At 58.8% G+C, this 20470-nt stretch carries 21 protein-coding genes; 13 read left to right on the forward strand and 8 right to left on the reverse strand.

Going from position 1 to position 20470, the window contains the following annotated elements; genetic code table 11:
- Positions 1-244 precede the first annotated feature (244 nt).
- The 5 genes from B5D49_RS00915 to B5D49_RS00935 all read left to right on the forward strand — a co-directional run bounded on the left by B5D49_RS00915 (position 245) and on the right by B5D49_RS00935 (position 5082).
- On the forward strand, positions 245-1594 hold the full coding sequence (locus tag B5D49_RS00915; RefSeq protein WP_078715769.1) for a TrpB-like pyridoxal phosphate-dependent enzyme: 1350 nt from the start codon (positions 245-247) through the stop codon (positions 1592-1594).
- Between the two features lie 270 nt (positions 1595-1864).
- On the forward strand, positions 1865-3016 hold the full coding sequence (icd, locus tag B5D49_RS00920; RefSeq protein WP_078715770.1) for an NADP-dependent isocitrate dehydrogenase: 1152 nt from the start codon (positions 1865-1867) through the stop codon (positions 3014-3016).
- Between the two features lie 35 nt (positions 3017-3051).
- Positions 3052-3714 carry an ABC transporter ATP-binding protein gene (locus tag B5D49_RS00925; protein ID WP_078715771.1) on the forward strand — a complete coding sequence of 221 codons (663 nt, stop codon included), beginning with the start codon at positions 3052-3054 and terminating at the stop codon, positions 3712-3714.
- Positions 3711-4499 (forward strand): ABC transporter permease, encoded by a 789-nt coding sequence (locus B5D49_RS00930; RefSeq protein ID WP_200806752.1) that lies wholly within the window; start codon positions 3711-3713, stop codon positions 4497-4499. The genes B5D49_RS00925 and B5D49_RS00930 overlap by 4 nt, the downstream gene beginning before the upstream one ends.
- 91 nt (positions 4500-4590) lie before the next feature.
- Positions 4591-5082 (forward strand): hypothetical protein, encoded by a 492-nt coding sequence (locus B5D49_RS00935; protein ID WP_078715772.1) that lies wholly within the window; start codon positions 4591-4593, stop codon positions 5080-5082.
- A 447-nt stretch (positions 5083-5529) separates the two neighbouring features.
- Here the strand turns inward: B5D49_RS00935 and B5D49_RS00945 are convergent, their stop codons facing one another.
- From B5D49_RS00945 to B5D49_RS00975, 6 genes are all read right to left on the reverse strand, one after another.
- Positions 5530-5787 carry a HypC/HybG/HupF family hydrogenase formation chaperone gene (locus tag B5D49_RS00945; protein ID WP_078715774.1) on the reverse strand — a complete coding sequence of 86 codons (258 nt, stop codon included), beginning with the start codon at positions 5785-5787 and terminating at the stop codon, positions 5530-5532.
- Positions 5765-6298: a HyaD/HybD family hydrogenase maturation endopeptidase gene (locus B5D49_RS00950; protein WP_078715775.1), complete on the reverse strand. Its 534-nt coding sequence runs from the start codon at positions 6296-6298 to the stop codon at positions 5765-5767. Before B5D49_RS00950 ends, B5D49_RS00945 begins: the two co-directional genes overlap by 23 nt.
- Before the next feature lie 184 nt (positions 6299-6482).
- Positions 6483-8189 carry a nickel-dependent hydrogenase large subunit gene (locus tag B5D49_RS00955; protein ID WP_078715776.1) on the reverse strand — a complete coding sequence of 569 codons (1707 nt, stop codon included), beginning with the start codon at positions 8187-8189 and terminating at the stop codon, positions 6483-6485.
- Between the two features lie 62 nt (positions 8190-8251).
- On the reverse strand, positions 8252-9196 hold the full coding sequence (locus tag B5D49_RS00960) for a hydrogenase small subunit (RefSeq protein ID WP_078715777.1): 945 nt from the start codon (positions 9194-9196) through the stop codon (positions 8252-8254).
- A gap of 539 nt (positions 9197-9735) precedes the next feature.
- Positions 9736-10491 carry a UPF0280 family protein gene (locus B5D49_RS00970; RefSeq protein ID WP_234990585.1) on the reverse strand — a complete coding sequence of 252 codons (756 nt, stop codon included), beginning with the start codon at positions 10489-10491 and terminating at the stop codon, positions 9736-9738.
- 34 nt (positions 10492-10525) lie between these two features.
- A complete protein-coding gene (locus B5D49_RS00975; protein WP_078715780.1) occupies positions 10526-11179 on the reverse strand; it encodes a lactate utilization protein in 654 nt (217 codons plus the stop codon).
- Between the two features lie 226 nt (positions 11180-11405).
- On the opposite strand from B5D49_RS00975, the gene rpmH reads away from it, so the two are divergent.
- The 7 genes from rpmH to B5D49_RS01010 all read left to right on the forward strand — a co-directional run bounded on the left by rpmH (position 11406) and on the right by B5D49_RS01010 (position 16837).
- Positions 11406-11540 carry a 50S ribosomal protein L34 gene (gene rpmH, locus B5D49_RS00980; RefSeq protein ID WP_078715781.1) on the forward strand — a complete coding sequence of 45 codons (135 nt, stop codon included), beginning with the start codon at positions 11406-11408 and terminating at the stop codon, positions 11538-11540.
- A gap of 20 nt (positions 11541-11560) precedes the next feature.
- The gene (rnpA, locus tag B5D49_RS00985; RefSeq protein ID WP_234990602.1) at positions 11561-11920 is read left to right on the forward strand and encodes a ribonuclease P protein component; all 360 of its coding nucleotides are present in this window, start codon (positions 11561-11563) and stop codon (positions 11918-11920) included.
- A complete protein-coding gene (gene yidD / locus B5D49_RS00990) occupies positions 11920-12162 on the forward strand; it encodes a membrane protein insertion efficiency factor YidD (protein WP_078715783.1) in 243 nt (80 codons plus the stop codon). Before rnpA ends, yidD begins: the two co-directional genes overlap by 1 nt.
- 4 nt (positions 12163-12166) lie before the next feature.
- On the forward strand, positions 12167-13801 hold the full coding sequence (gene yidC / locus B5D49_RS00995) for a membrane protein insertase YidC (RefSeq protein WP_078715784.1): 1635 nt from the start codon (positions 12167-12169) through the stop codon (positions 13799-13801).
- Between the two features lie 22 nt (positions 13802-13823).
- Complete coding sequence (jag, locus tag B5D49_RS01000) at positions 13824-14954, forward strand: RNA-binding cell elongation regulator Jag/EloR (RefSeq protein ID WP_078715785.1); 1131 nt, start codon at positions 13824-13826, stop codon at positions 14952-14954.
- Positions 14955-15110: 156 nt separating this feature from the next.
- On the forward strand, positions 15111-16553 hold the full coding sequence (gene mnmE, locus B5D49_RS01005; protein ID WP_078716028.1) for a tRNA uridine-5-carboxymethylaminomethyl(34) synthesis GTPase MnmE: 1443 nt from the start codon (positions 15111-15113) through the stop codon (positions 16551-16553).
- 11 nt (positions 16554-16564) lie between these two features.
- A complete protein-coding gene (locus B5D49_RS01010) occupies positions 16565-16837 on the forward strand; it encodes a hypothetical protein (RefSeq protein ID WP_078715786.1) in 273 nt (90 codons plus the stop codon).
- Here the strand turns inward: B5D49_RS01010 and B5D49_RS01015 are convergent.
- Entirely contained in the window at positions 16831-17508 is a 678-nt protein-coding gene (locus tag B5D49_RS01015) for a TIGR04282 family arsenosugar biosynthesis glycosyltransferase (RefSeq protein WP_159447094.1), read from the reverse strand. The genes B5D49_RS01010 and B5D49_RS01015 overlap by 7 nt on opposite strands.
- Before the next feature lie 161 nt (positions 17509-17669).
- On the opposite strand from B5D49_RS01015, the gene B5D49_RS01020 reads away from it, so the two are divergent.
- The gene (locus B5D49_RS01020) at positions 17670-18119 is read left to right on the forward strand and encodes a pyridoxamine 5'-phosphate oxidase family protein (protein WP_078715788.1); all 450 of its coding nucleotides are present in this window, start codon (positions 17670-17672) and stop codon (positions 18117-18119) included.
- 73 nt (positions 18120-18192) lie between these two features.
- Here the strand turns inward: B5D49_RS01020 and B5D49_RS01025 are convergent, their stop codons facing one another.
- Positions 18193-20280, reverse strand: coding sequence for a methyl-accepting chemotaxis protein (locus B5D49_RS01025; RefSeq protein WP_144019040.1), 2088 nt, complete (start codon positions 20278-20280; stop codon positions 18193-18195).
- Between the last annotated feature and the right edge of the window lie 190 nt (positions 20281-20470).

Genomic DNA, 20470 nt, shown 5'->3' on the forward strand with positions numbered 1-20470 from the left:
TTGTTCACATGAAGCGAATCATCCTGACCGGGATTTCCCGGACGCAAAACCAAAACTTTTGGTGGTGCTGGCGGCACAGAACGTGAGCCGTCGGCAGGGATGATGCATTGAATCAACAGCCGCGGGTTCACGACCCGCGGCTTTTTCATAGCTCCCGACAGGGCAAGACCTCCGGGATGGCGAAAAAGGGTTGCGGGATCGAAAACCGCAACCCTTTTTTCGTACCAACACCAGGAGGAACATCATGTCCAATGCCCACGATCGAATCATTCTTCCCGCCGACAAAATGCCCACACAATGGTACAATCCACAGCCGGATCTGCCCACGCCGCTTGCTCCGCCTCTGGATCCGGAAACCCATGAACCTGTCACGCCGGACCAATTGGGGGTTATTTTTCCCACGAGCCTCATTGAACAGGAAATGAGCCAGGACCGCTGGATTCCCATCCCCCAACCCGTCTTGGACGCCTATCGCCTCTGGAGGCCCACGCCCCTGATCCGCGCTCGGAACCTGGAAAAGGCCATTGGCGCCAAGTGCCGGATATTCTACAAGGATGAATCGGTATCTCCCGCAGGTTCTCACAAGCCCAACACGGCCGTCCCACAGGCGTATTTCAACATGACCGAAGGGGTGAAACGTCTTTCCACGGAAACCGGGGCCGGGCAGTGGGGAACCGCGCTTTCCTTTGCGTGCAGCCAGTTCGGGATGGATTGTACGGTCTATATGGTCAAAGTCAGTTACGAGATGAAGCCGTACCGACAAATCCTCATTCGCAACTATGGGTCCACGGTCCACCCTTCTCCCTCGGAGTTGACCCGCACCGGCGCGGAAATGCTGCGACGCGATCCCGGGTGCAAAGGAAGTCTGGGTCTGGCCATTTCCGAGGCCGTAGAGGATGCCGCCACACACGATGACACAAAATATACGCTGGGAAGCGTACTCAACCATGTTTTGGTGCATCAGACCATCGTGGGTTTGGAAACGGAACAGCAATTGGCTGAACAAGGGTTGAAGCCGGACCATCTGGTGGGTTGCGTGGGGGGCGGTTCCAACTTCGCCGGTTTGGTTCTGCCGTTTTTGCGCCGCAAACTCGATGGGGAAAACATTCACTTCGTCGCCTCGGAACCCCGTGCCTGTCCGAGCCTGACCCGCGGAGAATACCGCTACGACTATGGCGACATGGCCCGTCTGACTCCGCTCATGAAAATGCACACGCTCGGACACGCGTTCATGCCCGCTCCCATTCACGCCGGCGGACTGCGCTACCATGGAGACGCTCCCATTCTCTGCAACCTGATGGAGGAAGGATTGATCGACGCCCGGTCGTATTTCCAGACCGATTGCTTTGACGCGGCCCGGCTGTTTTTGCAGACGCAAGGCTTTTTGCCCGCGCCCGAAACATCCCATGCCATCAAGGCGGCCATTGACGTTGCCAAGGAAGCCGGACCCGATGAAAACGTGGTTTTCCTCTACTCCGGTCACGGCATGCTCGACCTTGCCTCCTACGATGCCTATCTCAAGGGGAATCTGGACAACTTTGAATTGCCCCAATCGGACATCGACAATGCCCTGAAGGAATGCCCACAAATCTGAGCCTTCCTATCGTGCTGTTTCAATGTTGCGTCCTCGGCACACCTGGCCGGGGACGCATTTCGGAGACGTTGCAGCAAAAAATCCGGTCAAATTCACCTTATTTTTCGTAAAAAAATTTCATTTTACCAATCAAAAAACACACGACCGCACATCCATTTTCCACAACATTCCAGCGTGCGTTCTCCTTGCCAATTCGGGCCTTGCACGGTTATTATTTCATGATACAGACGCGACGCTCTCGCGCCTCATTCCATTTCGCAGGAGGATCTTTTGGTTCAACAAACCGTTTATTTTATTGAGGGCGACGGCATTGGCCCGGAAGTTTGGGCCGCGGCGCGGCCCGTGCTGGATGCGGCCGTGCAGCGCGCCTACGGCAAGGCAAAAAAACTCGCGTGGGAAGAAGTGCTCGCCGGGCAAAAGGCCTTCAGGGAAGTGGGGGAATACCTGCCCCAAGCCACCATGGACGTCCTGGCCGGAGCGCGGGTTGCCATGAAAGGACCGCTCCAAACCCCCGTCGGAAAGGGGTTTCGCAGCCTAAACGTGACCATGCGCCAGGTCTTTGACCTGTATGCCTGCGTTCGTCCGATTCGCTATTTCCAAGGCATCGAATCCCCGGTCAAGCGGCCCGACCTCGTAGACATGGTTGTCTTCCGTGAAAACACGGAGGATGTTTACGCCGGAATCGAATATGCCTCCGGCACTCCCGAAGCCAAGCGCCTGATCGACTTTTTGCGTTCCGAGCTAAAAGCCGAGGTGGACGCTGCCGCCGGAATCGGCATCAAGCCCATTACGCAGCTCGGCTCCAAGCGCCTCGTGGACAAAGCCATCCGCTTTGCCCTGGACAACAACCGCTCTTCGGTTACACTCGTCCACAAAGGCAACATCATGAAATACACGGAAGGCGCGTTCATGAACTGGGGGTATGAAGTGGCCCGCGAACGCTTTGCGGACCAAACCATGACCGAATCCGAGCAGGAAAGCGGCGACAAGCCCCTGGTCATCAAGGACCGCATCGCGGACGCCATGTTCCAGGCTGTGTTGCAGGCACCCCAGGACTATGACGTCATCGCCACCACCAACCTCAACGGTGACTATCTTTCCGATGCATTGGTCGCCCAGGTGGGCGGGCTTGGACTCGCTCCGGGCGTGAACAAATCCGATTCCCTGGCCCTTTATGAACCCACCCACGGCACAGCCCCCACCATCGCCGGACAGGACAAAGCCAACCCCGGCAGCCTGATCCTGAGTGGCGCCATGCTCCTGGAGGATATCGGCTGGACCGAAGCGGCGGAAAATGTCCGGCAGGCCGTTGACGCAGCCATTGCCGGGAAGCGGGTAACCGGGGACCTGGCAGGCCAGATAACGGGTTCAACCGCTGTAGGCTGCAAGGAATTTGGGGAAGTCATTCTCGCCAACATCTGACCACAAGGCGGCGTAAGGCCGCCTTTTTTTATGCCATGCAGCAAACCATTCTTTCCATACGTGACCTGACCTTCGGCTACCCCCAACGGGACAAGGTCTTCAAACGGGCATCAGCGGATATTCAGTCCGGTGAATTTATCGTACTGGAAGGGCCGTCCGGTGCCGGAAAATCAACGCTGCTCCGACTGCTTTGCCGCCTGGAAGAACCGCTTGGCGGAACCATTCTTTTCAACGGAACCCCTATCGATTCCATCCATCCGGTCCGGCTTCGCCGCAGTATCTGCTATCTTCAACAGACCCCTACCCTGGTGGAGGGCAGCGTGCGCGACAACCTGCTTTTACCCTTCACCCTGCATGGCAATGCCGACCTGAAACCTCCTGCCGACGAACGACTTACCGCGCTTCTCCACGAATTTCTTCTTGATACGATACACCTGGAGAACCCGGCCTCCGCACTTTCCGTCGGACAAAAACAGCGACTTTGTGTTATCAGGGCGCTGCTATTATCGCCGCACGTCATGCTGCTGGACGAGCCAACCAGCTCCCTTGACAAGGAAAGCGCCGCCATCGTCATGCAGGCCGCGCACTCGCTCAACAACCAAGGCGTCACCATTTTACTCGTAACCCATGCCATGGAGGCGCACACCATCCCAGGAGCCGTCCCCCTTCGCGTTCAACAAAGGAAGCTTGAACGATGAGCATGCACCCCGTTGACATCGGTCCATGGCAACTGGCTCTCGGCCTTTTTTTCGTCATTCTCGCCCAAGCGCTCTCCCTTGTTTACAAACTTGGACTGGTTCGCGACCTCGCCATTGGCACCCTTCGGACCTTTGCACAGCTCATGCTCATGGGGTACGTGCTGGTGATTGTTTTTCAAGTGGACTACGTCGCCGTCACCCTGGGCGTGTTTGGCATCATGCTGCTCACCGCCGTGCATACTGTGCGCGGTCGCGTCAAGGAACGGTCCATCCCCTACCTATTACCCCTTGGTTTCTCCATGTTTGTCAGCTATTTCACGGTTTCCATACTGGTGACCAGCGTCGTGGTCCAGGCCGACCCATGGTGGAATCCCGTATACTTCATCCCGCTTTCCGGCATGGTGGTGGGCAACTCCATGACAGCCATGGCCATCGCTCTGGACCGTCTGTTCACTTCCCTGCGCACCCGTCGAAACGAAGTGGAAATGCGGCTGACCATCGGAGCGGATTACCGCGAAGCCAGCGCTGAAATCACGCGAGAGGCGGTCCGGGCCGGTATGATTCCGTCCATCACCTCCATGATGGGCGTTGGCCTAGTTTTTATTCCCGGCATGATGACCGGCCAAATCCTCTCCGGTACCGATCCCATGCTCGCGATTCGCTATCAAATCGTGGTCATGCTCATGCTTGTCGGTTCCACGGCCATCGGTTCCACCCTCACGGTGTTGCTCGTGCGCCGGCGCTGCTTTGGAAAAGGCCACCAACTCCTGCTTCCGCCCCAATGACCCTTCCGGTTTTTCATGACAACAGCACACAATCCACGTTACAATCCCTCCACCCATTCACCGACGCCGAAACCAAAGACGACGCCGGACCATGAAACATCTGCCGCACAATCTCCTCACCATTCTTCGAGTGGCCCCCTGGCCGCTGGTACTGGCCGTGCTCTGCGGCCTCACCGCCCTGCTCCTCGGCGGCACCGTCCTGGCACACCACGAGCAAGGCAATCGTGGCATGGCAACCTTGCTCACTTTCCCCTGCCTTGGCTGGACCTGTCTCGGTATCATCGCCCTGCTCGACGCCCTTGCCCGACACATTGATTTCCGCCGGATCCAACGCATTCTCCAACGGCATGGATTCCGAAAAAGGGTCTTCCTCTTGATCGCCGGTTCCCGCTGCCAGCGTGATGCCGCGCTGCACGCCGCCCGAACAACCGGTCACCTGCAACAAGCCCGGCAAGTATTTCAATCTCTTGGTTACCGATGGTATCATCTGTTGCCGGACCGGGTCATGGACAACCCGTTGCGATTTTTTGACATCAACTTTCTGCGGCAGGCATTCCTTCCAAGCCGGACCATGAAAGGATAACGGGAAAACATCGGGGCTGTTTGGTGGACGGCTCTATGGGCCTGGGAAAGCATGCCTTCGGCGACCAGGAGGCCCGTGGCCCCCTGGACCCCCATTTACCGGTCACGCGCTACGCGCGGCCGGGGGCAGGGTCAGGGCAGAAGTCATATGGTGTTGAGGGGGCGATGGACGGCTCCATGGGCCGGGGAAAGCATGCCTTCGGCGACCAGGAGGCCCGTGGCCCCCTGGACCCCCATTTACCGGTCTCGCGCTTCGCGCGGCCGGGGGCAGGGTCAGGGCAGAAGTCGTATCGTGTTGAGGAGGCGAAGTGAATGATTGAAATCATCCCTCATGTGGGCCGTAAAACAAAAAACTCCAGGCCAACACGTATACGCAATACGTGAAGGATGGAGTTTTTTTTGCGGCAAGAACGCAGGTTACCGCTTAGGGACTGCCTGAAGGAACGCCCTAAATCTGATCAACATTCATCCCGGCTTCCTCTGCCGCCTGAACCAATTCACGAAGAATTTGCAAAGACTCCTGGGCCTCTTGCGGATCAAGCTTCCGGATGGCAAATCCGGCATGAATAATCACATAGTCCCCAAGCTCCACGTCTTCATCCAACACCAAAAGGGAGGCGTTGACCGTAGAGCTGCCTTCCCCCACACGGCATGTGGCCACGCCGTTGTTTATTTCAATAACTTCAGCAGGAACTGCGAGGCACATACACGACCTCCTCGGACTTGTTTTCACGCATAGTGTGGGTTCCGCCAGCCGATTCGACTTCAGCAAGAACATGCTTGATCATCTGTGGAAGATTCGCATCCGCAGCCCCGGAAAGATCCGTGGCCATCGTCTGGTAATCCTCTGGTTCCATGCCGATGATCACAGCCTCGGGTCGGTTGCCCGCAAGCTCGCAATAAATCAGCGTATCCACAAGATCAGTGTCGTGCATGGAATTTTTAAAGGCAAGGCTTTGCCGCAAATCTTCCCCGGTGAGACGGTAAATACTGCCCGGAGGACCGTCCCCAAGCACGGCATCACAGACGATCAGGTAATCGCTCTCCATGATCGGTCCCATCAACCGCGTCCCCAACGTGCCGCCATCCATGACGGTCACATTGTCGGAAAATTCGTATTCGGCCTGGAGGTGCTCCGCCGCGCGAACGCCGATGCCTTCATCCGTATACAGGACATTGCCCACGCCCAGCACAAGAATGCGTTTTTCGTTGGTCATGCGGACTTATACGTGAAAACACCGATACGGACAAGCACCGTTCGCACCAGGAAGTGCCCAGGTCGGTTTTATTCCGTGGCATTGTAGCGGATTGGAGAGCATGCGTTCTTCAAAGGGAAGACAAAAAAAGGAAAGGGGGGCCAAAGCCCCCCGATCCATAGTGTTCGAGTATCCGTTGATCGGTCTACAGCACCCGGAACTTGCGGGTCTGGCCGGTCTTGGAGTCGATGACATGCACGCCGCAGGCGATGCAGGGGTCATAGGAGTGCACGGTACGCAGGATTTCCACCGGGCGCATGGGGTCGAAGATCGGGGTACCCATGAGGGCTTCCTCGACCGGACCGAGCACGCCGCTGTCGTCGCGGGGACCGAGGTTCCAGGTGGACGGAACGACCAGCTGGAAGTTCTCGATCTTGCCGTTCTTGATGTTGATCCAGTGAGACAGAGCACCACGCGGAGCGTTGACGAAACCAACGCCTTGCGCCTCGTCGGGCATTTCCCACTCGGTGTAGATCTCTTTGTCGCCGGCAGCGATGTTGGCCTTGAACTCATCCAACCAAGCCTGGGTCTGGTTGGCGATGACCAGGGTTTCAATACCGCGGGCAGCAGTACGACCCAGGGTGGAGTACAGGGCTTCGGGACCAACGTTGAGGTACTTCAACACGTAGTCAACGGCATCCACAGTGGGCTTATGGCCACGGGCGTAAGCAACGAGCACCTGCGCCAACGGGCCGACTTCCGTGGACTTGCCGTCCAGACGCGGAGCCTTCATCCAGGAGTAGTGCTCCTTGTCGCCCAGCTTGGTGTACTTGGGCTTGGTTTCGCCCTGGTACGGATGCTTGGGAGAGCCGTATTCGTACCAGGAGTACTTGACGTGCTCGTCGATCTTGGTGGGATCAAAGTCATAGACCTTGGACAGGTCGTTATTGAGAATAACGCCCTGGGGCAGGAACCGGGAATTGAGGTCGTATTCGTCCTCGGGGAACTCGCCGCAGGTCATGAAGTTGGTGGTCTTTCCGATGCCGCCCCAGTCCTTGTAGAAGGAGGCCACGGCCAGCAGATCGGGGATGTAGAAGTTGCGCACAAAGGCCGAGGTCTCTTCGTACAGCTCGGTGAACTCTTTGAGGCGCTTTTCCGTCATGGCTTCGTAGCAAGTGACGCCGCCCACCACGGTGAACTGAGTGTGGGGGTTCTTGGCGCCGAACACGGCCATAAGGCGAGCAGCTTTGACCTGGAGCTTAAGGGCGTCCAGGTAGTGCTTGGTGGCCATCAGGTCGGCTTCAGCGGGCAGATAGTAGGCGTCGTGGCCGCCTTCACGCAGGAAGTAGGCATTGGTGAACGGGCCCAGCTGACCGGACTCGATGAGCGCCTTGACGGTATCTTTGACGGCCGCGAAGTCAGCGGCTTTTTCTTTGCGATTGTCGTTCAGGCTATTGGAAAGGGAGGCAGCCTTTTTCGGGTCCGCATTGAGGACGTTGGCTACGTTGACCCAGTCCAGGGCGTGCAGGTGATAGAAATGCACGATGTGGTCATGCATGAACTGCGCGGCCAGAACGAGGTTGCGGATCAGCGTGGCATTCTTGGGGATCTTCACGCCCACGGCGTTGTCCACACAGCGGGTGGAGGCCAGGGCATGGGTGTAGGTGCAAACGCCACAGGAACGCTGGGTGAAGTGCTGGGCATCCCGAGGGTCGCGGCCCTTGAGAATGATCTCAAGACCACGGAACAGCTGGGAGCTGGAACGAACGTCGGCGACGACGCCGTTCTCGACTTCCACTTCGATGCGCAGGTGACCCTCGATACGGGTAACCGGATCAACCACGACCGGCCCGTTGTACGAGCTTTTGGGCGTAGCCGTGACCGGGGCGGCAACAGGCTTCTTACCAGACATATTGAATCCTCCTTGGGTGCGAAACGCTTCTTGTTACAACAACCGATGCTTTATACCGAGGGCTAGCCTTCTTCATAGAAGGGGGACATGTAGTCCCAGAAGCCAGGCTCGGAGCAGCCGATGCAGGGGTGACCGGCTTCAACAGGCCAGTTGGTCTGGTTGAACTTCACGGTCGGGCAGTTGTTGTAGGTGTAAGGGCCCTTGCAGCCCAGGCGCAGCAGGCAGTACCCCTTGCGGGCGCCCTCGTCGCCGAAGCTCTCGGCGAACAGATCTTCGTCGTAGTACTTCTGACGGGGACACTTGTCGTGCACGCTGTCGCCGTAGAACATCATGGGGCGACCCTCGCCGTCCAACTCGGGGATGCCGTTTTGCAGGAAGTGCACCACGGTGCCGAGCAGGTTGTACGGGTTCGGCGGGCAACCGGAGATGTTGATGACCGGCTTGTCCGTGATTTCACGCACGCCGACGGCCTTGGTCGGGTTCGGCGCAGCAGCCTGCACGCCGCCGAAGGTGGCGCAGGTGCCGTAGGCGATGACCGCAGCGGCTTTGTTCACGTACTCGGTGTTGTAGTCCAGCATGGTGCGACCAGCCACCTTGCCGTAGATGCCGTCATCGGCGGTGGGGATGGCACCCTCGACCACGCAGACATAGCCGTGCTCGGAATGAGTGGCCTCGTGCAGAGCCTTTTCAGCCATTTCACCGGCGGCGGCCATGACGGTCTCGTGGTAGTCCAGGGAGATAACGCCCAGAATCAGCTCGGCGAAGGGGGGGTTCATCCCGCGAAGGATGGACTCCGAGCAGCCGGTGCATTCCGCGTTGTGCAGCCACACCACGGAGGGGCGACGCTTGGAAGTCAGAGCCTCGGCAACCTTCGGAGCAAAGGCCGTGCCCATGCCCATCACCGCGGCGACCGTGCCGCACATCTTCATGAAATCACGGCGCGACACGCCGGCCTTCGCCAGCCTTTCCTCGACTTTGTCTCCACCATGACTGACGGAAAACTTCATAGAACACCTCCAAATTGAATGGATCGCATGACGTTGAACGTCCTTATCCTAGCTTTTGTGGCGACCACGGGTCGACACGAAAACATTTCCCCCTGCCTCAAAAATAACACTATCAACTTTCGCGTGTTATTGTTCGCATATTTTAACTAGAACTGTGCTATCCAGCTGTTTTCATTAAATTAGTACGTACCTCCTACCCTCTCTTTGAGACAAAAGCAATAGGCTTTGAGAAATCCAACAGAATAGCACGATTTTACCAACCCAGACATACGCTCGTGAAAAACCGCGCAGGTACTATGCGAAAATATTCACTTGAAAACCATTTTCAATTTTGTAACGTGATTTTCACTGAAAAATTTTTTTTGAACTTGTTCTTTTTCTGCTTATCCATCGGCAAAACAGCCTCTTTGCCCCGCTTTTCCGTCACACGATGATGCCTACGGGTCACATCGTTCACATCACAACGCACGAAAAAAGAACACACCGGGATGGAGAGGACAAAATACAGCATTTTTCCCGAAGGGAAGAATCAAAGAGACTCAGAGCGTAACCAATTCCACATCGCCCCATGCCGCGACCTTGCCGCCGCCCTGGGCAAAAACCCCGCATACTCCATTCCCCGCCCAGCCCTGGGCCGTTTCCAGCACACGGTCCACGTCCTCGGCCCGGCGCAACATGTTGCAGAGTGCCGTGGCCGCAGCATCGGCCAGAGCACCGTTTTTTCCCAGAACCGTGACAAGCTCCCCCTGACCGAGACTCAACGAATGGCCGATAAGCGCCGAAGAGGAGCAGACGGCCAGGGGGAAGGCGTGGGGATCGATACGCAGTCCAAGCCTGGAGCCGGAAGCGGGATCCGCCAGCAAGGCCACAGTGCGCTCCCGCGTGGATATCATATATATGTCCCCGCCATTCTCCACGAGCACATCCGGGCTAAGCCGGGCCAGCTCCTCGGCCACGGCCTGCGCGATGGTTCCGGCCACCGAAGCCATGGGACCGACCCCGCAAATCCGACCGGCCTCAGCCATGCCCCGGATCAATTGCGGTGCTCCGGAAAGGGGTGTCACTGGAGAGAGGGAGGCACCGAATTCCGGATGGAGCGTCAAATACGACGTGAGCTGGCCACGAAATCGATGCAACGCTTCCATGGCCGGATCCCGCAACCGCTCCCGGGCAACGATCCACAAGTCAGACTGCCCCACCGCCGCCTGAAACGCCACTTCCCCGGAGCGGGTCAGGGACTCGGTGCGGTATCGCCGTTCCGGGGAGCGGTGCACGGTCCTTGGTCGACGCTTCACAGGGGAATCCCTGCCCTGCGGCTCATCCCGCCGGTCACAGTCCCAAATCCTCGTTGACCAACACCACTTTGATCCGTCCCTGCGGGAAAGACTTTTCAGTGATGGTCCAATGATTACAGATGCGGTCCGGGCTTTTGCAATCCATACAGCGTCCGGTTTTCACGCACGGAGTCTTCATGTTCAGGCGCATGGCGTTCACCGGGGCGGCATATTCCTTGATGCGCTCCATGGCGGCGTTCAGATCGGATACCAACTTATTCCGCCCCACCACCACGACAACGGAACGCGGGCCAAAGGTCAGTGCTGCCACGCGGTTGCCGAACATATCAAGGTTGACCAGCATTCCATCCTCGGTCACGGCGTTGGTGCCGGTGAGGAACAGATCCACCAAAAGCGCCTGACGGCGCAGCTCATACTTGTCTTCCCACGAAAGGTCTTTGTTCCAGGTATCGAGCACCTCAATATCAGCCATGGCCTTGTAGGCATCATACAATCCAGTGGTCGCGATGCTGCCGGACCCGCCAAAACTGACGCTGGCCGGAGCCAGAGCCGGAGAGAGTTGCTCAAAGACCAAACGTCTGGCCTGCTCCGCATTCTCCACGACATGGGCTTCAAACTGATTTTGCTCCAACGCCTCGCGGGTCTCGGCCAACCGTACATTCCAGTATTCACGGACAGGATCACTCATGAAAAACACCCCTTCATTCTCTTTGCTTGTCGGGTTACGAGGTCCAAGGCGCAACGGATGCGCGCCGCTCCCAAATGTGCTATCAAGAAATGAATCAAAGGTTAACCGCCAGAGCGTCGCCCTCGGTTGCCCCGTTGCTTCACGGCTTGACGAAGGCCGTCCAAGCGGCTATAGGGCTGTGTTCCACACTGAGGCATTCAACGACAACATTCTCAGGAGATATACCATGAAGAGAACGTTTCAGCCCCGTAATTTGAAGAGAAAAAGGACCCACGGATTTCTCGTCCGTTCCCGCACCAAGAACGGCCGCGCCGTGCTGCGTCGCCGCCGGGCCAAGGGACGCAAAAGATTAAGCGTTTAGGCTGGTCGCGGGAGCGCCGCCTGCTCAAGCGGGCCCAGTTCAGTGCCTGCTACGACCATGGACGAAAGTACTTCAGCAAGCTGTTCGTACTCTTCGTCCTGCCCCGCGACGAAGCTCCGCATCCTGTGCGGATCGGCTTGACCGTGGGGAAAAAGGTCGGCAATGCAGTGGCGCGTAACCGTGTGAAACGTGTATTGCGCGAGTTCTTCCGCCTTTCGCAGGATCGGTTTTCCTGCCTGGCGGACATTGTGGTCGTGCCGAAACGCACCCTTGATCCGCAACGATTCGATCTCGCCCAGGCCGACGGGGATCTACGCCCCGTAATGCGCCGGATCATGCGTGACCTGGCGCCGACCCAAGCCCCACTCGAGAGGTCGTGATGCGCTTTGTCGCATTGGCGTTGATTTGGATATATCAACGTCTCATTTCGCCCCTCTTTCCGGGCTGCTGCAGGTTCCGCCCCACGTGCTCCGAATATGCGCGTGAGGCGGTAATCCTGCATGGTTTTTTTAAAGGTTCCTACTTGACGATCCGACGCCTCCTGCGTTGCCACCCTCTCTGTCGCGGCGGCTTCGACCCCGTGCCCCCGCCCTCTCCGGGCCAAACCACCAAAGCGAGTTGATCCCATGGAGACCAAACGCATAATCCTTGCCCTGGTCCTGTCGTTCGCCGTTTTCTTCGGCTGGCAGCTCCTCTTCCCCCAACAGCGCCCGCAGCAGCCCGCCGAACAGACCACGGCCAGCACCGCGGAACAACCCGCACAGCAAGCCACATCCGCCGCTCCTGCAGCCACGGCTCCCGAAGCCGCTTTGAGCGCGGACATCGCCCCCATCGAAGCCACCGAGGGACGCGACATCACCGTCAAAACCCCGCTCTACACGGCTCGATTCAACACGCAGGGCGGCCTGCTGGAAAGCTTCTCGCTGCATGATTATTTCCTTTCCGTTCCTGTGGACGGACAGCCCCTGCCCGACCAGATCAACATGATTTCCGGCGGTGCCTCCCTGGGGCTGCTCGTGGACGGCGCACGGACCTGGGAAAATGCCCAATGGGACACCGAGGTAAAGAACCTGGAGCTGGAACAGGGGTCCGGCACGGTGATCTTTCACGGCCGCATCGAGGGCTACGACATCGAGCGGATCATGACCTTTGAGGCGGACAGCTACAGCATTACGGAAGAAGTGCGGATCATCAGCACCGATGCTTCCTCCGCGGACCTGCGCATCACCCACCAGGCCGCGACCAATGCCCTGGCCGAGCTTTCCGGCACCTACAACCCCGCCAAGATCGTTTGGCAGCTCGACGGCAGCCTGGACGACGAAACCGACCAGGACGACTTGCGTACCGACGGCTTACAGCCCGTAAGCAACCCCACCTGGTCCGCCATCGACAACAACTATTTCATCCTGGCCATGCAGCCCTCGGGCAATTCCCTGCTGGAAGGCGGCATGACCGGCGATACGTTCTTCATGAACCTGAGCACCGGCACCGGCTCCATCCGCCCCGGCGAAAGCCGCAGCATCGCCATGAAGTACTTCATCGGCCCCATGGACCGGGACCAGCTGATTGCCGCGTCCCCGGAACTGGGGCAGGCCGTGAACTTCGGCTGGTTCGACTTCATCGCCAAGCCCATGCTGCTCTTCCTGGTCTGGCTGCATCAGTACGTTGGCAACTGGGGTGTGGCCATCATCATTCTGACCGTAATCATCAAGCTGATTTTCTGGCCGCTTTCCCAACGCAGCTACAAATCCATGGAGCAGATGAAAAAAATCCAGCCCATGGTCCAGAAGTTGCGCGAAAAGTACAAGGACGACAAGCAGCGGCTCAACCAGGAAACCATGCAGCTCTACAAGACCTACAAGGTCAACCCGGCCGGAGGATGTCTGCCCATGGTGGTGCAGATTCCGGTCTTCTTCGGCCTGTATAAGGCTCTGCTGGGAGCCATTGAGCTGCGCCACGCCGGGTTCATCGACACCCTGCCCTTCACCGACATGGTCTGGCTGGCCGACCTGTCCGCAAAGGATCCCTTCTACATCACGCCGCTGGTCATGGGTGCCACCATGTTCCTCCAGCAGCTGATGACGCCCACGGCAGGCGATCCCACCCAAAAGAAAATCATGTACATCATGCCCGTGGTCTTCACCTTCCTGTTCCTGCAGTTCCCGGCGGGCCTCGTGGTGTACTGGCTGTGCAACAACGTGCTCTCCATAGCGCAGCAGTGGTGGATCGCCCAAAGCGGCAAAAAAGGGAAGGCCGCCTAGTCCGTCACACAAGAGGAAACACATGAGCGAGTTCAAGGAATTCCAGGGAAAAACCCTGGACGAAGCCATCCAGTCCGCGTGCGAGCACTACGACGTGCCGCGCGCGAAACTGGAAATCGAAATCATTAGCGGCGGTTCCACCGGCATCTTCGGGCTGGTGGGCGTACGCAAGGCATCGGTCAAGGCCCGGCCCCGGGGCGGCGTCAAACCCGTCCTTTCACAGGAGGCCTCCAAAGACACCAAACAATCCGCTCCCCGCTCCGCTGGCGAAGCCAATGACGCACAGCGGCAGAAAAAGTCCGCGAAATCCGGTTCCGCACAAGCGCAAGAACCGAAAAACATCGCGCCGGCCCAGGAAGATTCCAAACCTAAATCCACGCCACGCTCCGGGAGCAAACCGCACAAAGCCCCGGCTCCCAAGCCGGAAGCCAAGGCCGAAGCAGCAGAACCGGTCCGCCAGGCAGGCAACGGCAAAGCTGGACAGGATGCAGGGCAAACGCCCGAATATCCGCCCCGGCGGACCGTGCACGAGGCCAATCCGGCTCCGGTCCCGGCCGACAAGGACACGGTTCCCGACTTTCCCGGAGACGAACCGGAACAGCAGCCTGCGGATAATAACGGTAACGGTAACGGCGACAACAACAGCAACGGCAACGGTTCCCGCGGTCCCTCCCTGGAAGGGCTGGACAAGGAAAAGCTGCAAGCCGTCGTCCGGGAAGCAGCTCTGACCCTGCTCCACAATCTGGCCCCGGATCCGGGATTGGATATCACCGTGGAAGCGGACCGGGTTCACGTCATGATTGATGACGAGGAACACTCCGGCCTGATCATTGGGCGTGAGGGACAAACCCTTTCCGCCCTGCAATACCTGCTCAACCGCATCGTTTCCCGCAATATGGGAACGTCTGTGCGTGTGCAGCTGGATACCGGTGATTACCGCGAACGGCAGGACGAGAAACTGCGCCAGCAAGCCCGCCGCATGGCGGAAAAGGCCATCAAGTCCCGCCGCACGCAGAGCACCAAGCCCATGAGTTCCTACCACCGTCGGGTGGTGCACCTCACGGTGCAGGAGATGTCGGGCGTGATCACGCGTTCCAAGGGCGAAGGCCCGCTCAAGCGTGTGCTCATCGTTCCCAAGCGGCGCAGCCGCTGACCCCGTTTCGGGGGTATCTGCCCCGACGCGAACATGTCATTCAAGGGATGGCGGGGAGACATCGCCCGTCATCCCTTTTTCCGTTCCAATGGGACGCCAGGCTACCTCCGACCGTATCCGCTTTCCTGGCTGGGCGTTCCTTACGAGGTGTTTTGCATGAGCCGATCCGATTCCAAGCCCTCCACTCGCCGCGATACCATTGCGGCCATTGCCACCCCGCCTGGGACCGGAGGCGTGGCCGTGCTCCGCGTGAGCGGACCTGAAGCCCGTTCGCTGGGTTTGCAAATTTTCCATTCAACCCAGGCAGATTTTCAGGATTTCACCCCGCGCATGCTTCATTTCGGAACAATCTGCACGCCAGCGGGAAACGTGCTGGATGAAGTGCTGACCGCGTATATGCCCGGTCCCCACTCCTACACGGGCGAAGACGTTCTGGAAATTCACTGTCATGGTGGAGATGCCGCTCCCTCCGCGGTTCTGGACCTGCTCCTGCAACATGGTGCCAGGCTTGCGGACCGGGGGGAATTTACGCTTCGGGCCTTTTTGGCCGGCCGCATGGATCTGACACAGGCCGAGGCTGTCGCGGAACTCATTGCCGCCCCCGGACGTGCCGCCCTGCATCTGGCTCAGACAAAATTGGCCGGGGGGCTTGGAACCCGTGTGGACGCCCTGCGCGAACGACTCGAGCACCTGCGCGCCCAGCTCTGCCTGGCCGTGGACTTTCCCGAGGAAGATGTGGAATGCCTGCCCCCGGAAGACTTGATCCGTGAAGTGCAGCACATCCGCAACCGGGTGGATGAATTGCTGGCGGGCATGGAACGCGCCAGAGCCTGGCGTGAAGGTGTCATGGTGGTGCTCGCCGGACGAGTGAACGCAGGTAAATCCAGTCTGCTCAACGCCCTGCTCGGCCGGGAGCGGGCCATTGTCACGGAGCGGCCCGGCACCACCAGGGACTACATCGAAGAACATCTTCTGCTGGACGGTCTGCGGGTGCGCATCGTGGACACGGCGGGATTACGCGATCCATCTTCCGACACGTCCGATGCTGCGGCTGCAACCATTCCCGTGGACGAAGTGGAGGCCGCGGGCATGGAGATCAGCCGCGAACTGGCCTCCCGCGCCGAATTGGTGCTGTTCGTGGTGGATGGATCCCGTCCGCTGGAACCGGAGGAACAACGCATCGCCCGTGACCTTGCTCCGGGGCGAACCCTTGCCGTGCTCAACAAGGCCGACCAACCCGCGGCCCAGCCGGATCCGGCCGCCACCCTGGAGCAACTTGACCTGGAAACGATCCGCGTTTCCGCCCGTACCGGCACCGGAATACAGGAACTGGCCGACCGCATTCGCGCCCGTTGCCTGCGCGACACCGGAGAGCCGGACCCTGACGCCGCTGTTCCCAATGCCCGGCAAGCCGCGCTGCTGCGTCAGGCGAACCAGGAACTCAAAGCACTGGCTCAGGACGCAGTGCAGGGGGTTCCGTATGATTTGATGGGCGTCCGTCTGGAAGGAGCCTGCGAAGCCATGGAGGCTTTGACTGGCCGTATTGCCCCGCAGGACGTCCTGCATTCCATTTTCGACAACTTCTGCATCGGAAAGTAACCGGAGCCGCCATGTCTCAAGAACCAACCCCCATTGATGTCCGGCATGTGGTCTGCAATCTCACCCCCACCATCCTGGCCCACCTGGATCAAGCCGACAAGGAACCAGGAACCCGGGTGATTTTTCAAATCCGCCAAGGAATTCAATTGGAGATGGGCAGTGCCTTTGGCACGTTGGAAGGCTGGACACTGGAAATGGCATCCCAGATCGGCCACGATGTGCTTTGCTTCACACGCCAAAAGGCCCGCCGGGATGTGCCGGACCTGAATTTGCTGGATTACTGAGCCGCCTGCGCCCCCAAAACCCGATCCGTTTCCATGCGGGTGCGGGTTCCGGGCCGGATGCCGCCGGATCGCGCCAGGGAGCGCCAGCCTGCCAGGGTGTTCACTTCCTGATACGTGGATGCCCTGAACGGCACCAGCTCCCGGCTCTCCAGGTAGTGCAGGGTTCGCTCGAACTCCTGGGCGGTCCTCCAGGGGATGCCGTGAAACACGCCGGGGGAATACGCACTGGCTGCGAACCCGATCAGCCAATACCCCCCGCCTCGGGCAGGACCAAGGCAGGACGGATATTTTCTCAGGGAATCCAAAGCCTGCGCCACCGCTTCCGCGTGCATCTCCGGGACATCGGTATCAACGATGGCAACTCGCTCATAGCCGCGGCGAAAGGCCGATGTCACGGCATGGTTCCTCCGTTTTCCTTCATCGCCGCCTTCCTGAGGCCAATATTTTTGTTCTCGACCGAGCCAATGGCGCATTTCCCGTTCGCGCCGTTTTGGAGCAAAGCAAAGGATCAAGTCCGTTTCTGCAAGCGCCTGCACTGCGGCCAGAGCATCCTCGGCCATGGCCCGGGCCAGCCGGGCGGCTGGTTCCGCCCCGACGTCCGCCGCCAACCGCGTCTTAACCATGCCGGGTTCCGGGTATTCCACAAACAACAACACACATTGGCTGTTCATAATCGTTCTCCTGTCGCATTTTGCTGAGCGGAACCGCTGCGCCCCCCGCACAAGGTGGCTTCTTTTCCTTCCACAGGGCTTGGTGTAGTACTCCCTTTGCAACATTCCGTAAATGCGATGAGAATATAATGAACTGCGCCCCCACCTAACCAGGAGACACCATGCGAGCGGACACGAGCAATGATATCGCCAAGGCAACAGCGGCACTGGACCGTGCTCAAATCATGCATCTGGCGTTGGTCGATGCGGACGGCGCTTTTTGCGTTCCCGTCAACTTCGCACGCCGGGGGAAAACCCTGTACGTGCATTCCGGTCTCCACGGACGCAAGGTTGCGGCAATGAAGGACAGCACCCATATCGGGTTCTCCGCCATAGCCCACATGGAGCCGCGACCGGGGAAAACCGCCTGCAAATGGGGGTTTCGATTTGAAAGCGTGCGAGGCAACGCGGTCTGCCGCATCGTGCACGACCTGCAAGAGCGGCAAACCGGCCTGGATGAGCTGGTACTGCGCTACAGCGGCTCGGTTTCGCCCATGGATTCCAAAGCGTTGAAACGCACCCTTGTCTTTGCTCTGGAAATTCAGGAGGCCACAGTTCGAGGTAAGATGTAGGATGCCGCCCGGGGCAAAAAAAAGCGTCGGCCACAAACGGACCGACGCTTTCTTGTTGATTGGTTGACCGGTGCTAGAAGCGCTCAAAGTCCTCGTCTTCGCCGTCACCGCCGCCAAGGTTGAGATCCACGCCGTTACCGCCGGAACCATTGCCGCCGCCGGAATCATCCGACTTCTGCGGACGGGACGCTGGCTTGGATGCCGTTTCCGAACTCCGGCCGCCACCGCTTTCCAGCGGTTTGGGCTGGGACTGACGGACCACCATGCGCCGGGACTGATTGTCCTGGCCCACCCGGAAGAAGGACATGGTCTGCTGCAACATCTGCGACTGGCTCGAAAGCTCCTCGGAAGTTGAAGCCATTTCCTCGGCAGCCGAGGCATTGGACTGAATGACCTGATCAAGCTGCTGGATGGCGCGGTTGATCTGCTCCACGCCCGCGTTCTGCTCGTTGCTGGCCGCCGTGATTTCCTGCACCAGCTCGGCGGTTTTCTGGATATCCGGAACCAGCTTGTTGAGCATCTGACCGGCATTGTCCGCCACATCCACGGTGCTGGAAGACAGTTCGCTAATCTCACCGGCTGCCGCGCCGCTGCGCTCGGCCAGCTTGCGAACCTCGGCCGCAACAACCGCAAAGCCCTTGCCGTGCTCCCCGGCGCGGGCGGCTTCAATGGCCGCGTTCAAGGCCAAGAGGTTGGTCTGCCGGGCAATCTCCTCAATGATGGAGATTTTTTCCGCAATGTTCTTCATGGCGTCCACGGCCTGATTCACAGCCTGTCCGCCCTCGGCCGCATCCTTGGCCGCCTGCTGGGCAATGGCCTCGGTCTGCCGGGCGTTATCCGCGTTCTGCTTGATGTTCGCGGTCATCTCTTCCATGGAGGAAGAAACTTCTTCAATGCTGGCGGCTTGTTCCGTAGCCCCCTGAGACAGGGTTTGGGCCGAGGCGGAAAGCTCCTCGCTCCCGGAGGCCACATTCTCCGTGGCAGATTGCACCTCGTGAACCACCTGACGCAGACGCGTGACCATGTCGTTGAGGGAACGGGCCAACAGCCCCACCTCGTCGCTCTGGTCGATATTCAGGGTCTGCGTAAAGTCGCCCTGGGACATGCCTTCCGCAAACTTGACTCCCAGGAACACAGGCTTGGTGATGGCGCGTGTGAGCACGATGGCCACGCTGACGCCAAGAATCAAGGCGATGACCAATCCCACAATCATGACGGTGGAGGCGAGGTTCAAGGCATCCACTGCCGCGACAGCGCGGGCGCGGGCTTCCACCATACCGGCATTGGCGGTTTCCTGTGAGGCATCCAGCACGCCTGAAGAAACGTTTTCGCGTTCAAGGCCGATGTCCTGCAGCTCAAGCCAATTTTTCAAATATGCTTCCATGACTTTACGATAGGAATCAGCGGCCTCCCGCGTCGCGGCGATCTGCTTGAGATTCTCAGCACGTCGCGTAACGTTGCGAAGCTTATCGAAAAGGTCTTCCATCGCGTCGAAGTTCTGCAAGGCACTGCGCAACAGCTCCGGATCCCGCAGAGCCTGGGCCTTGAAGTTGCGCACCCGCGTATCGTTCCCCAGGTCGATGATATCGTTGACCCAGGTGATCTTGTCCAAACGCTCGGTAATTCGGGCTGGGGGCAGTCCCTGGTTCAGCTCCCGAACCATGGCTTCGTTCTGCGTCTCAAGAAAGGCTGCACAGTTGCGGACATAGATCCCGGCCGCCTCATCCATCTGGTCGCGGACATCCTGCATGATGCCGACCAGTTCGTCAGTTCGATCAGCCAGCGCCGCATACTGCTCCACCAGAGTGGAAGCCTTGCCCACCCCTTCACGAAGCTTGACCAAATCCGGATAATCTTCGGCGTGCTGTTTCGCTTCCGCCAGGGAACTCCGCACGGATTCAAGCTGCTCCTGGGCCTTGAGCCAATACGCCTTATCCATGCTCAACGCATACCCGCGCATCTCGTACATGGTCAGCAGCGAATTGCGCTCAATGGTGGCAGCCATGTCCACTTCCGGGACGTATTCCTCAGCAAGCTCCTGAGACTGCCCTCCCACGCTGAGCATGTTATACGTTGCAATGCCCCCAAGGATCGCAGCGATGAGCATCAGCAGACCAAACCCTGCTCCCAGCTTAACGCCAAGCTTCATGTTCTTCAGCATCTGGGTGATCCCTCCATCTTCGTTCCCTCTCCCGGCGCCGATGAAATCTGACAGGGTGACCGGGATATTCGCCCCTGATTAGAATCTTCTATTTGATACACAGTTAAAACCATAATGACAAGATAGGTCGTGGAGTTTCCCTCTCTGCTGCGGTTTCGACGAAATCCACAGATTAGATTAGACCTTTCTC

The sequence above is a fragment of the Paucidesulfovibrio gracilis DSM 16080 genome (genome assembly GCF_900167125.1).
Classification (GTDB): domain Bacteria; phylum Desulfobacterota; class Desulfovibrionia; order Desulfovibrionales; family Desulfovibrionaceae; genus Paucidesulfovibrio; species Paucidesulfovibrio gracilis.

Coding starts and splice junctions, on each gene's coding strand:
- B5D49_RS00915 (WP_078715769.1), top strand. CDS start 245: ATGTCCAATGCCCACGATCGAATCATTCTTCCCGCCGACAAAATGCCC.
- B5D49_RS00925 (WP_078715771.1), top strand. CDS start 3,052: ATGCAGCAAACCATTCTTTCCATACGTGACCTGACCTTCGGCTACCCC.
- B5D49_RS00930 (WP_200806752.1), top strand. CDS start 3,711: ATGAGCATGCACCCCGTTGACATCGGTCCATGGCAACTGGCTCTCGGC.
- B5D49_RS00935 (WP_078715772.1), top strand. CDS start 4,591: ATGAAACATCTGCCGCACAATCTCCTCACCATTCTTCGAGTGGCCCCC.
- B5D49_RS00945 (WP_078715774.1), bottom strand. CDS start 5,787: ATGTGCCTCGCAGTTCCTGCTGAAGTTATTGAAATAAACAACGGCGTG.
- B5D49_RS00950 (WP_078715775.1), bottom strand. CDS start 6,298: ATGACCAACGAAAAACGCATTCTTGTGCTGGGCGTGGGCAATGTCCTG.
- B5D49_RS00955 (WP_078715776.1), bottom strand. CDS start 8,189: ATGTCTGGTAAGAAGCCTGTTGCCGCCCCGGTCACGGCTACGCCCAAA.
- B5D49_RS00960 (WP_078715777.1), bottom strand. CDS start 9,196: ATGAAGTTTTCCGTCAGTCATGGTGGAGACAAAGTCGAGGAAAGGCTG.
- B5D49_RS00975 (WP_078715780.1), bottom strand. CDS start 11,179: ATGAGTGATCCTGTCCGTGAATACTGGAATGTACGGTTGGCCGAGACC.
- rpmH (WP_078715781.1), top strand. CDS start 11,406: ATGAAGAGAACGTTTCAGCCCCGTAATTTGAAGAGAAAAAGGACCCAC.
- yidD (WP_078715783.1), top strand. CDS start 11,920: ATGCGCTTTGTCGCATTGGCGTTGATTTGGATATATCAACGTCTCATT.
- yidC (WP_078715784.1), top strand. CDS start 12,167: ATGGAGACCAAACGCATAATCCTTGCCCTGGTCCTGTCGTTCGCCGTT.
- jag (WP_078715785.1), top strand. CDS start 13,824: ATGAGCGAGTTCAAGGAATTCCAGGGAAAAACCCTGGACGAAGCCATC.
- mnmE (WP_078716028.1), top strand. CDS start 15,111: ATGAGCCGATCCGATTCCAAGCCCTCCACTCGCCGCGATACCATTGCG.
- B5D49_RS01010 (WP_078715786.1), top strand. CDS start 16,565: ATGTCTCAAGAACCAACCCCCATTGATGTCCGGCATGTGGTCTGCAAT.
- B5D49_RS01015 (WP_159447094.1), bottom strand. CDS start 17,508: ATGAACAGCCAATGTGTGTTGTTGTTTGTGGAATACCCGGAACCCGGC.
- B5D49_RS01020 (WP_078715788.1), top strand. CDS start 17,670: ATGCGAGCGGACACGAGCAATGATATCGCCAAGGCAACAGCGGCACTG.
- B5D49_RS01025 (WP_144019040.1), bottom strand. CDS start 20,280: ATGCTGAAGAACATGAAGCTTGGCGTTAAGCTGGGAGCAGGGTTTGGT.